Raw genomic sequence first — 12504 nt, forward strand, 5'->3', positions numbered from 1 at the left:
ACAACAGAAAACCAAAAAGATTCAAGGAGTAAAAACGATGGCAGATTTTAACGTAATCGTTATCGGTGCAGGTCCTGGTGGCTATGTCACCGCAATTCGTTGTGCACAACTGGGCATGAAAGTCGCCTGCGTTGAAAAATATTTAAACCCTGAAGGACAAAATTCCTTAGGGGGCACATGCTTAAATATTGGATGTATCCCCTCTAAAGCCCTATTAGACTCTTCCCATCATTACCACCACATCAAAAAACACGCAGGCGAACATGGGATTAAAGTTGACAACGTCAGCATTGATGTTGCGACCATGCAAGCCCGTAAAGCCGATGTTGTCAAAACCTTAACCCAAGGGATTGCAGGACTTTTCAAAAAGAATAAAGTCACCCGTTTAGAAGGCTCTGCCGGCTTTGTCACTGCTGATAAAATCAAAGTCACCGCGAAAGACGGCAGCGAACAAGAATACACTGCCGACAAAATTATCATTGCCACAGGCTCTATTCCCACCAATATTCCTGTTGCCCCTGTTGATAACCAACTCATCGTCGACTCTACAGGCGCACTAGCATTTGACAGCATTCCCGCTCGCTTAGGCGTGATTGGCGCGGGTGCAATTGGCTTAGAATTAGGTAGCGTTTGGAATCGTTTAGGCAGTCAAGTTACCGTTTTAGAAGCCTTACCCGAATTCTTATCTGTTGCTGACCGCAAAATTGCTACCGCTGCATTAAAAGAACTGCAAAAACAAGGTTTAAATATCCAATTAAGCGCAAGCGTGACCAATGCCAAAGTCGTCGGCAATGAAGTTCATGTCAGCTACAAAGATGTCAACGGCGCAGAACAACAAATCGTTGTCGACAAACTCATTGTTTCTGTTGGACGTAAACCCAACACCGCAGGCTTAAATGCCGAAGCTATCGGTGTGAAAATTTCCGATCGTGGCTTTATCATCGTTGACGAACACCGTCAAACCAACGTCCCCAATGTGTATGCCATTGGTGATGTTATCGGTGGCCCCATGTTAGCCCACAAAGCCTCTGAAGAAGGCATTATGGTTGCTGAACGTTTAGCGGGTCAAAAAACCGAAATGCACTACGATATTATGCCGTGGGTGATTTACACATGGCCAGAAATTGCGTGGGTAGGTCGTACCGAAGAAGAATTAAAAGCGGCTGGTATTGAATACCGTGTTGGACAATTCCCCATGTTAGCCAGCGGACGCGCTCGCGCACACGGTGAAACAGCAGGCATGATTCGCATGATTGCCGACGCAAAAACCGACCGCATTTTAGGCGTACATATTTTCGGAATTTCTGCCTCCGAATTATTAGCCGAGGCAGTCTTAGCGATGGAATGCCAAGCCAGTAGCGAAGATTTAGCCCGCACGATTCATGGACATCCGACGTTAGCTGAAGGGATGCATGAAGCCGCGTTAGCCGTTGATGGGCGGATGATTCACGCTTAACAACTTATTTATATTGTTAAAATTTTATTTAGGGAGAAATAAACTTTCTCCCTATTTTTTTCAACGAATCTACCGTATAGTTTTGACTCCCTCTTAAATAGACGAAGGAGTGATAAAATGGATCCAATTCTTGGTATGGTTTGCCTCTTCCCTTGGAATTGGGAGTCAAAAGGTTGGGTTAAATGTGATGGGCGCGTACTAAACATTAGCGAGAACCCTGCCTTGTTTTCTTTACTAGGCAATGAATTCGGTGGTACATTAGGTCGAACATTTGCGATCCCAAATATACCCGCTATAAAAACTGCCAATGGTGGCGATGTTGACTACTACATTGCAACAGAAGGCGTTTATCCATATCGCGCATAAGATAATCATATAAAAATACTTGGGTTACTCATTAAAGGGCACTGAATATATTGCCCTTTTTTATTTCTCTAATCGCCACACCGACACAGGCTGTCCGACATGCAATTGCGTTGCAAGTTCTACTGATGGGCGTGCCTCTATCATATAAACCAACTTCACCCGCGTTTCTTGGCTGTAGATAATTGGCGGCGTGTATTCCGCTTCAGTGGCAATATGGCTAATCGTAGCGGTTAAAGAATTGTTGCAACCATCACATTGGAAATTAACGGATTGTCCTAATTGTAATTCGCCTAATCCTGTTTCAGAAACAAAAAAACGTAGTTTAATTTGAGTTGACGGTAATAAAGCAACGACAGGACTACCCATTGCAACCCATTCACCAGCATAGTGAAAAACTTCGGTAATTTGCCCTGCTATTGGCGCGGTCATTTGCTTTTGCGCAACCCGCCAATGGGCTTGTGCAACAACCGCCTGTACCGTTTTTACCTCTGCTTGCAGTGCCCGAATTGCATCGTTTCGACTGCCTAATTGTGCAATATTGAGTTGCGCTTGTAGTTCGTTTAGGCGGGCACGTTGGCGTTGTAAGGTTGCGCGATTAATATCGACGGTTTCTTGTTGAATTGCCTGTTTTTGTAATAATTTTTCAGTACGATTTAGTTCTGTCTGTGCAAGGCTTAAATCCGCTTCAGTTTGGGCAATTCTGGCTTTAATTTCAGTTAATTCTTCAGGGCGTAAGCCTTTTTGTGCATCGGCTAAACGAGCTTGAGCTGCTTGTAGTTTTTGCTCGGCTTCTTGTAACGCTAAATTGTCAGGTTCTGCAACCAGTGTGAATAAAGGTGTGCCTGCTTTGACAATTTCACCTTTTTTAACATTCACGACGGCTAATTGTCCTGCAATTGTAGGTGACAGCCAGATAAATTCCCCCTCAATATACCCTTGCCAAACATTTGTTGTGTTGTTCACTTGACCTGTTAATGTTGTCCACCATGATTGTAAGGTAGCGGGTAGGCTGTCTTGAACTAATAAGAAACTGAGGGCAATGGCTAAAAAATTCATCATCATTCCAATTAATCACAAGCAAGTTGATAATGTTAGCTTAACCTAAATAAGCCGTAATTGCTTAAGCGATGATTTTTTGTCGAAATATTCCCTTTTAGGTAATGCCAAATCATTCAGATTTTAAACGCGAATGACTTTTTTAAATCCTGTTACCAAAACTAGTCAGCTATTTGTTTTAGTTTTTTGGCATTTTATTAGATAAAAAGGATAGTTCTCAGTTACCTCTGTTACTTCAAAAAGTCCAGTATTTCCAAATTCTTCTTTTATGGTTTTCCTGTCGTAAAAGAAAATTTTTACTCCACCAAACATTTCAAATCGGTCTTTACTTATTTGTTTGCCTTGTCCATAAGTTTGAGCATCCTTAGTTATTGCCGTAAAAATCATAAACCCATTTTCAGCCAACTGATTAAAACAATCTTGGATAAGTTTTATCCTTTCATCTTTATCCAGTAAGTATATTAAACCGTAGCAAAATATCCCGCCAAACAATTTGTTATCAAAAGGCATTTCTGTGACCGAACCATGATAAATTTTCAAATCGATTCCGAAATGTTTTTGAGCCAAATCTATTGCAGTCTGAGAAATTTCAACACCTGTTACAGACATTCCATTATCAATAAAAATTTTTGCATTTCGTCCATAACCAACTCCGGGTATTAAAACATTTTTGACTTTATGCTCAACAAAAAAGTCCTTTGTCAATATAGCTGATTTAGCAGGTTCTAAGCCCCACATTTCTTGCTTATCCTTAAATGCTTCTTCCCAAAATTCTGTCATTGTCATTCTCGTTATTTGCAAACTTTGTTTTCTAAAATTTCGCGGTTATATCCTAGATTTCTTCCTGTCGTCAAAATACTTTCTTCCTGCTTTTCCCCGCTATGCGGGATAAGGAAAAAAGAAGTAATAGTTGAAGCGATTGCACTCCTGCTTAATCTATATTGCTTGTGCTAAACAAATAACCTGAGTTCGGCGAGTTTCTTTTAAAAAGACAATAGCTTGTCTGAATCAGAATTCACAGGATTTAAAAGCATGATTCACTTGACTTTTTGGTTTGAGGGTTTTAAATCTTGTTAATCCTGAAAATCCTGACTCAGACAATGTTTTAATCTTGTCTGGTGAATCCTGATGAAAAACAAGAGAATTTCTGTCAGTCCTTCAACCTTTTTCGCGTGTTCCGACAGACCTGCTAAGTTTTCAAAACCTAACAGGTTTCTATTTTATAAAACTCACCGAACTTGGGTTAAGCGATGATTTTTAAGATAAACGCTTTACTGTTAGCCGTGTTATCCCATGCCATAGGGATTTTAAATGGCGGGCGTGGCGGTAATACCAGAGTACGATTCCCGTGAGGGTAATAAGTGCCAATATAAAACCCGCAAAAAGGACAATTGGAATTTGCCCCACACCAAAAAATCGTCCTGAATGCCATGAAATCATTAATGAAGATAGTTTTTCTAATCCAATCTTATCGCCAAATAATTGGCTATAGACTCGATGTTCACAGCGACTACTAACCCACGCAAAGGCATTTCCAATGTAGCGATTGCTATCTGCATCCCCTTTAAAAGCAAAGCTATAATAGTAGTCCTTTGCCGTTGGTAGCATAAGGCGTGCTAATTGCCTATCAGGAAACGCTTGTTGTGCCACTTTTAATGCCTGATTCGGTTTAATTTCTACACCACAATTTTGTTGTAACTGGCTTAACATTTCGACTGGGGGTTTACGCGGTAAATCTGGTAGCAAAAACTTAAACCATTGTGGTTGTGACCAGTAAACACCTGTTAATACCCAAGTCATCACAAATAAAATGCCCCATAATCCTAAAAAACTATGTACATAAAAAGAGAAGGTATGTGGATTTTTACTCCAACGAAAGCGCGTTGCTTTGTTTTTTATTGCACGGGCTGTTTTATGCGTTTGTGGCAACCATAAATAAATTCCCGTGACTAATAAAGCGAGTGTTAATAATCCAATAACTGCAACAACTAATTCGCCAAAATGACCCGCTAATAGCTCGCCATGCAAATGAATCAGCATCACTGTCCAACTCTCATCGAGATTGATGGCACGTAGGTAGCGATGTTGATAAGGGTCAACAGCAAGCAACATGGTTTCAATGTCAGGCAGATTGACAGGTTTGCCGAAAAAAGTCGCCGCATCAATTTGTAGGCGACTATGTGGCATCATGAGCCCTTTTAAATCAAAGTCTTCCCCATATCCTTGTTGGGCAACTGAAATTAAGGCTTCAAGGTCAGGGGACAGTGGTGCAGTTGAGGGGGTAGCGGTTACTAATTCGGGATATTCCCATCCGATTAAATCCCCCGAAAAAGTAATGATTAACCCTGTAATTGTGATAAGCAGGAGAAAGGCAAAAATAATTGCACCTAACCAGCTATGTAGATAAACTAATGCCCGCCGTGGTGAAGGCAATTTTAATTGTATATTTTTCAGCAACATCATAAAGCTATCTCGATTCATCCTGAAGCGTAATCGCTTTATCAGTGTATGACTTAAAACTATACACTGAATAAAGAGATATCGACGGTTTCTACAGAGTCACTTAAAAAGTGTATGTTGCTGTTAATTTAAAGTTTCGCCCTGGTTCAAGGTCATCAAGTCGCTGTCCACGAGCAATACCTGATGAAGACGCATGAGAGGTATAAACTTCATCGAATAAATTATCGACACCAAACGTTAAAACTAACCCTTTCAAACTTTGTTGCAACTGCCAACGAGCTGAGATGTTGTGCACATCATAGGATTTTTTATCACTACTATCTAAGGTATAACCATCTTCGGGACGTACAAACATGGAATCCCACGCAAATTTTAATCCTAAGGTTGGTACTTCATAATTTAGTTCTAAACTGATACTGTCACCCACTTCATTATCTAAGGGCTGTTTATTTAAACTATCGTCAGGGTCAAAGGTTGTAATTTCAGAATCAGAACGGGCATAACTGGCTAAAACGCCAAAGTCTCCAATATCATAATTAACGCTAAATTCAAAACCATTAATTTCCACATCGCCAATATTGGCATCATAAGCAAGACTACTACCCTCATAAATCACAGTCATGTAGTCTTTAATATCTGTTCTAAATACAGTTAAATTTGCCGCAAATCTATCTGCACCTAAAAACCGCTTTTCTTGAAATAACAAACTAATTTGATTATTACGCGCCGTTTCAGGGCGTAAATCTGTATTCAACACAGAATAGTCAGAAACTCCTGTAAAAATCTCGCTTAACTCAGGGCCTTTAAAACTTTCTGTCGTGCTTACACGCACTGTAAATGCTGTTGAAAGCGGATATTCTGCCGCTAATGCAGTAGAAAACTCATCCCAATCCTGCTTTTCACCCCGCGCAATATCACGCGAATAATAATCGTAACGAAGCCCTGGTGTGATTGCTAAACCATTACTAAACTCAACCCTGTCCTCAATATAAGCGGCATACGATTTTGCTTCTTCCTGTGCAAAAACATTTGTAGCAGGATTGCCCGTTGCTTGTGCAACACGACTATAATCTGATGATTGTTGACGATATTCAGTACCATACGTTAACTGCTGTTTTAACGACTCCGTATTAATCACTGTTTGCGCTAATAAATTAATCCCCTTCGTTTTTGCAAGACCACTAATTACCGCATTACGTAAACTTGCATCTTCAGAACGCCATAAATCCAACTCGTTATAATAAGCTGTCGTCTTTAAATACAAAGTATTACCAATATCTAACTCATGATTAAGCGTATAAGTATTACGACTGAATTCCGTTGGAAAAACCGCTTGCTTTGTAAAACCAACATTAGCACTTGTACCAAAGTTAGGACGTGGTGAATAAAGCCCCTCATCCTCATATCGGTCTGCGCTAAACTCCAAACGTTGATAATCAGTTAAGTCATAACCCACTTTAAATAAAATATCGCCAATCGTGCCATCATTCCCCATCATGGTATCGCCATTTCCATCTTTAGGATTATCACGATTCACATTATAGCCATAGACCAAAGCATCCAACTTGTCATACTTTCCATAGCCTGTTAAAGAAAAACCTAACGATTTATTAGACGCATAAGACCCCTGCACCCGCGCTCCAACCGTCTGCCCTGCCTGTAATAAATCCTGAGCATCTTTTGTTTCAAAACGCACAGAACCACCCAAACCATTATTAATAACCGATGTAGCCCCCACATCAATTTCAACCGCTTTTAAAATATCCGCATTAAGTAATAAATTCCCCACATGATGAAACATATTAATCGCTTGTGGCGCACCATCTAAACGAATATCTAAATCAGTTTCATCAATACCGCGAATATTAATACGCTGATTCACCGAATGAGAACCACCAATATCTACACCTGGAATATTACGCATTAAATCACTCAAATGATCTGCTTGCTTCATCGCAATACTATCATCTGCTAAATGCTGCGAACTACTTTGAACACTAGTACTCCAAACATCCACCGTCGCTAACTCCACATCCGAATTAACAACTGCTAATTCAATATTGTCATCAGAAAACCCCACACTCGTAACACTGGTACATAAAAGTAATGGCAACATTTTATGCTTTGAAAATAACATCACAATATCTCACTTTGATTTTGTTAAATAAATACAATGAATTAAAAATAAAAAATCACACTTAATCTTATAAAGATAAATGATAATGATTATCATTTAAAAATGGAAGCCATAAAAATGAATAATACTTTAATCACTCCAATCAAAACCCCTGCTTTTTTAGATTGAATACCACACCAAAAAACGGCATATTTTTCTAAAATTAGACTGAACTATTTCATTAACCTACCAAAAAAGAGAGAAAACACCATGCTAGGCGCGATAACAGGCGATATCATCGGCTCAGTGTACGAATGGAACAACATCAAAACAACCGATTTTCCCCTTTTCAATCAAAATAACAAATTCACCGACGATAGCGTATTAACCATTGCACTTGCCGAAACTATCCTGCAACAAAGTGATTACGCCGAAACCATGAAAGCCTATTACCACCGCTACCCAAAAGCAGGTTTCGGCGCGAGTTTTATCCAATGGGCAAACCAAACCAACAGTCAACCCTATAACAGCTGGGGTAATGGTGCTGCCATGCGCATCAGCCCAGTTGCCTATTACTTTGATTCTCTAGAAGAAATCCAAAAAAAAGCCACTACATACACCAATATCACCCACAACCACCCCGAAGGCATTAAAGGCGCGTTAGCAACTGCCTCCGCTATTTATCTTGCTCGCACACACCACAGCAAAACAGAAATAAAAAACTACATTACCCAAACATTTCACTACGACCTTAATCGCACCTGCGACGAAATCCGCCCAACTTATACTTTTGATGTCTCTTGTCAAGGCTCTGTCCCACAAGCCATTATTGCCTTTTTAGAATCCACTGATTTTGAAAACGCCATTCGTCTTGCGGTCTCTTTAGGCGGTGACAGTGACACTATCGCCTGCATCACAGGTAGTATTGCCGAAGCCTTCTATGCGGGTGTTCCCGAACCTATCGCGCAACAAGCCCTGAATTTTTTAGATGACCCATTACGAACAACCGTTCAACAATTCAGAGAAAAATACATACACTTTTAAAAATAAGGCAAAACAGCTTAAATCGATAAAAATTGACGACTTCGATAAATCTAATTATCATAATCGTCTTTCCTACCTCTTGCGGGTGTAGTTCAATGGTAGAACTTCAGCTTCCCAAGCTGATAGCGTGGGTTCGATTCCCATCACCCGCTCCATTTAAAAACAAGTAATTATGAACGAATCCCACACCGTTTATATGGTTACTTTATCCACATCTTTGCCAGTTTATCCAGTGCTTTTTGGCGTATTTCGCTTGACAAATGTGAATACCGCTGAACCATCGCTAGGGTTTTATGTCCTAATATCTCTGCAATCGTGATTGCATTCTCGCCATTCATTGCCAAGTAACTCGCCGCCGTATGTCTGAGGTCATGGAAACGGAAGTTTTCTATATTTGCTTGTTTTAATAAATTCTTCCATACACTGCTTGCTAAAAAATAGGGATGTCCTGTTTTGCCTGTAAAAACATAAGGGCTAAGTTTTGGGAGTTCCTTAAGTTGTTCCAAAATTGTTGGAGATAGGTTTATAACTCTCATATCTCCGTTTTTCGTGGTATGTAGGATGACTAGGCGATTTGTAAAATCGATATCAGTCCATCGTAAATTAATAATTTCTCCCTTTCTCATGCCTGTTGTGAGCGCAATTAAGATAATTGGGTAAAGATATTGAGTTGTCTTTGCTACGGTTAGTAATCGGTTAATTTCATCAGGGGATAGGTAGCGGAGACGCGATTGTTCTCTGTACTTTTTGACGGCTTTCACGGGGTGTTTTTGCGCCCATTCAAGCACGTCTATTGCGTAGGTAAAAACAGGGCTGATTGCTTGAACGTAGCGATTAGCGGTAGGAGGTTTTTTTCCTAGTCTAAGCAGGGCATCACGAGCGCGGATAACATCGTGGGCAGTGCATTTTTTAACGGATAGGTGTCCTAGTGCTTTACGCCAGTATTGGAGTTGTGGTTTTTGTAGCTTAATCGTTTTTGGGTTTTTGTGGTTCATTGCTTCATTGATGTAAAGGTCTATGAGTTGGGCAACGGTTTGTTGTTGGGTGTTTTCAGAGAATTCGACGGCTTCTTTTAGGGTTGTAAACGTTCTGCTGATGTTGTTTTGTTTGTCTCTAATGCGAACCGTCCAAACTGTGTAACCTTGTTTATTTTTGCGTTTAGTTATGCTTGCCATAATGTCGTTAATCGTGTTTTAGACTGTTGCAAAAAGGTAACAGTCGGTCATGGTAATTTTTTCTGAAACGTGTAGCGATTTTTGCCGAAAGTTCACCATATTAACCATTTCAATAACTTAACCTAACATTGACCCACCATAGTCCACCATATTAACCATTTCAATAAGTTATCTCTCTTTTTATCTTAATAACCTAGAAGAACACAGTTTGTTTATGTCGTAAGTCCTTGGCTTGGTTAATATGGTGGACTATGGTGGGTCTATGGTGAATCAAGTTATTGATTTGGTTAAAATGGTGGACTTTTGCACTTTTTCTAAATTTGCGTGTGTCCCATTTTTTGGGTTTTTTTCGTGTTGTTTTCACGCAACAATTAGAACGGCTTAGGGTATTTCATATCGATAGGGGAAGGTGTCCGTTCTGCTTCACGACGAATGCTTAGGCAGTCGATGTAACTAGCATTCATGTCACGCCAGCGTTTAACGTCGGTTAAGCCTAGTTGTGTGTTGCACAGTTCAACGAGGAGCGGGACCCAGCGATTAAGGGCTAGGGGTTTATTGCCTACGTCTTGGCAGTATTGGACGTATGAGGGGTATAGCCATTTGTCAGCATTGATAATTTGCCCATTGTCTGAGCGACTGACACCGACGGGCGTAGAGAAATGAAGGTCATAAACGACCCGTTCTTCTAACCATGCGGCTATTGGATTCGTATTAATGAGGTTTTCACGTTCTACGTCGTGGAGGCTATGAACATTGTCGTGTGTATCACGGACATAGGAGGCGACTTGTTCAGGGGTTAGGGCTAAGACCCAGTTGATTAAGCCCGCAATGTAGGGTTGAAATTCTTTTGTGAGGTCTCTGCGATCTTTTGAGGATATAAGCTGATTGAAGTAAACGGTGATACGACGGCGAGCAATACCGCTGGTGTAGTCTTTGGAGCTTATCGCCTCATTAGCGGCTATAACGACTAGCCCTGTTGCTTTAAAGCCCGCTGTTGCTTGTATGCCTTTTTGTTCGTAGCGGAGGGTGTCTTGTCCTGTTATTGCCTTGAGAACGCTAACATCGCCCGCGAAGTTTTGGGAGTCAGTTATTGTTATCAGCTTTTTACCGTAAAGGCAGGCAGTCTCGAATTGTCCTTTTTCTAGGAGTTTAAGTTCTGTTGAGTGGGTATTTTGTTCACCAACAAGTAACTCGCAGAGTCTGATAAATGTGCCTTTACCGCTACCGCCTACGCCGATAATTTCAAGATAGCGTTGTAGTTCTACGCGGGAGGTGATTATCGCGTTCATGTAGGCGCGGAGTAGTTGGAGTTGGTCCTCATTACCACCAACGCAGAACGATAGCCAGTCGATGATAGGTTTGCAGGTGGCTTGTGGGCTGTAGTCGTAGGGGATTATCCACGTGGTGTAGTATTTTTTGTCGTGTTTAAACAGTTTCTTATCAGTTATCCGCAGGAGTCCGTTTTTGAAGGGGATAGTGTCGGGTATTTTGTTGAATTCGAAGACGGCTTTTTTTACCTTGAGAAACTTGGTCACGCCTGAGACGTAGCCCGCGCTGTAGCCGACATTGCCGACAACTTCATGGATGTATTTGTCGATAATATCTTCCGCGCGCAAGGCATGAATTTTTTGCCAGTGGTTGTCTTCATATATCATCCATTCTTCAATAAGCGCGTCAAATATCAGGTTGTTAATTCGTTTTGCCAGTAGATTGCCTAAGATGGATTGAGGCGGGAGAGTTTTTCTTGTCTTTATGACGGATTTGTCTTGTTGGGCTTGTTCATCGGGAACGGTCGGGGAATTATCGGGAACGGTCGGGGCAGAGGCATCAACTGTGTTCTTTTCCTTTAGCTCTAGCTTGTTGACTGATTTAGCTAAAGCGTTGTGTATCGTACGTTGTCCGTAAGTGGTTTGTCCGTGTTTCTTGTCCCAGTCTGGACGGAATAGCCCTGATTGTCTGAATAGTCGGTCGATTTCAGTAGCGTTGTTTTGGGTGTAAAAAGCGAGTTTGAGGCATAGGGCGAAATCAGCTTCTGAGTGGCTAGGGTAGCCTGAGAAATCACCGTTAAACAAGGCGTTAAATTTAACGTCGTTTTTGGTGAGGGTGAATATGTCGACTGCGGGAATGGGGTTTTTTACTGCGGGGATTTTGTCATTATTCGACACGTTTAGATCGTGCGCACTTTTCCCTTGTTCAACTGCGGACGTTGGGGGGGTTAAAGCGGGGGGGTTGTCTTCAGCGGGTTTAAAGTATTTTTCATAGACATAGTCGAGTTGTGCCTGAGCGTGATTTATATCAGTAGAACAATGCTCATAATCGAGATAGATGTCACCCGTAACGGTTAGATAGCGCGGGCTGGTGTAGTCGTATATCTCGATACGTTTTTCTGTTGTGCCTTTACCGCATCGTTTAGCCTTGCCAAAGCACCAAATGTGCAAGCCTTCACCAGAGGGCGACTTTTCGATATAGGTCGTTTTAAACAGGTCTAGGATGTCTTTAGCCCATGGTTCTAATTCGCCATCAGGTTGTATCACGTGGTCTAAATCGATGCAGACAAGGTTATCTCCTTCTCGGAGGACGAAGCCGATACCGTCAAAGCCTTGTGCGTTTTGAACGGTTTCATAAGGGCTTAAGGTGTTAGCGTTGTTTGTCTTGGCGGGTTGTCCAGTGGGCATAAACGGTGCTTTACCTAATTTGCCGTTCGGACGTTCTACATAACGCCAATTTACCCATTGGGCGCGTTCTTTCAGGTACTTTGGTATATAATTGTTCATGACACTTTCCTAGTGTTATAGGTAATAAAAAACCGCGTCTTGTGGCTAAACTTAACG

9 protein-coding genes and 1 tRNA gene are annotated in these 12504 nt (G+C 41.2%); 4 read left to right on the forward strand and 6 right to left on the reverse strand.

Going from position 1 to position 12504, the window contains the following annotated elements; genetic code table 11:
- Positions 1–37 precede the first annotated feature (37 nt).
- Together lpdA and BEGALDRAFT_RS15660 are read left to right on the forward strand one after the other, a co-directional pair.
- Positions 38–1456, forward strand: a complete 1419-nt coding sequence (lpdA, locus tag BEGALDRAFT_RS15655; protein ID WP_002691659.1) for a dihydrolipoyl dehydrogenase — start codon at positions 38–40, stop codon at positions 1454–1456.
- Positions 1457–1573: 117 nt separating this feature from the next.
- Complete coding sequence (locus BEGALDRAFT_RS15660; RefSeq protein ID WP_002691661.1) at positions 1574–1822, forward strand: phage tail protein; 249 nt, start codon at positions 1574–1576, stop codon at positions 1820–1822.
- A 60-nt stretch (positions 1823–1882) separates the two neighbouring features.
- Here BEGALDRAFT_RS15660 and BEGALDRAFT_RS15665 read toward each other — a convergent pair whose 3' ends face one another.
- The 4 genes from BEGALDRAFT_RS15665 to BEGALDRAFT_RS15680 form a co-directional block, all read right to left on the reverse strand.
- Complete coding sequence (locus BEGALDRAFT_RS15665) at positions 1883–2884, reverse strand: HlyD family secretion protein (protein ID WP_081484200.1); 1002 nt, start codon at positions 2882–2884, stop codon at positions 1883–1885.
- Positions 2885–3043: 159 nt separating this feature from the next.
- The gene (locus BEGALDRAFT_RS15670) at positions 3044–3658 is read right to left on the reverse strand and encodes a class I SAM-dependent methyltransferase (protein WP_002691665.1); all 615 of its coding nucleotides are present in this window, start codon (positions 3656–3658) and stop codon (positions 3044–3046) included.
- 477 nt (positions 3659–4135) lie between these two features.
- Positions 4136–5341 carry a PepSY-associated TM helix domain-containing protein gene (locus tag BEGALDRAFT_RS15675; protein ID WP_002691667.1) on the reverse strand — a complete coding sequence of 402 codons (1206 nt, stop codon included), beginning with the start codon at positions 5339–5341 and terminating at the stop codon, positions 4136–4138.
- A 100-nt stretch (positions 5342–5441) separates the two neighbouring features.
- Positions 5442–7454 (reverse strand): TonB-dependent receptor domain-containing protein, encoded by a 2013-nt coding sequence (locus BEGALDRAFT_RS15680; RefSeq protein ID WP_040295715.1) that lies wholly within the window; start codon positions 7452–7454, stop codon positions 5442–5444.
- Between the two features lie 270 nt (positions 7455–7724).
- Here BEGALDRAFT_RS15680 and BEGALDRAFT_RS15685 point away from each other — a divergent pair, with 270 nt between their 5' ends.
- Both BEGALDRAFT_RS15685 and BEGALDRAFT_RS15690 read left to right on the forward strand, forming a co-directional pair.
- Complete coding sequence (locus BEGALDRAFT_RS15685; protein WP_002691671.1) at positions 7725–8498, forward strand: ADP-ribosylglycohydrolase family protein; 774 nt, start codon at positions 7725–7727, stop codon at positions 8496–8498.
- 81 nt (positions 8499–8579) lie between these two features.
- A tRNA-Gly gene (locus tag BEGALDRAFT_RS15690) sits at positions 8580–8653 on the forward strand.
- 45 nt (positions 8654–8698) lie between these two features.
- On the opposite strand, the gene BEGALDRAFT_RS15695 is transcribed toward BEGALDRAFT_RS15690, so the two are convergent.
- Positions 8699–9673 (reverse strand): tyrosine-type recombinase/integrase, encoded by a 975-nt coding sequence (locus tag BEGALDRAFT_RS15695; RefSeq protein ID WP_002691673.1) that lies wholly within the window; start codon positions 9671–9673, stop codon positions 8699–8701.
- A 371-nt stretch (positions 9674–10044) separates the two neighbouring features.
- On the reverse strand, positions 10045–12447 hold the full coding sequence (locus tag BEGALDRAFT_RS18520) for a phage NrS-1 polymerase family protein (protein ID WP_002691675.1): 2403 nt from the start codon (positions 12445–12447) through the stop codon (positions 10045–10047).
- Between the last annotated feature and the right edge of the window lie 57 nt (positions 12448–12504).

It is taken from the genome of Beggiatoa alba B18LD (genome assembly GCF_000245015.1).
GTDB lineage: Bacteria > Pseudomonadota > Gammaproteobacteria > Beggiatoales > Beggiatoaceae > Beggiatoa > Beggiatoa alba.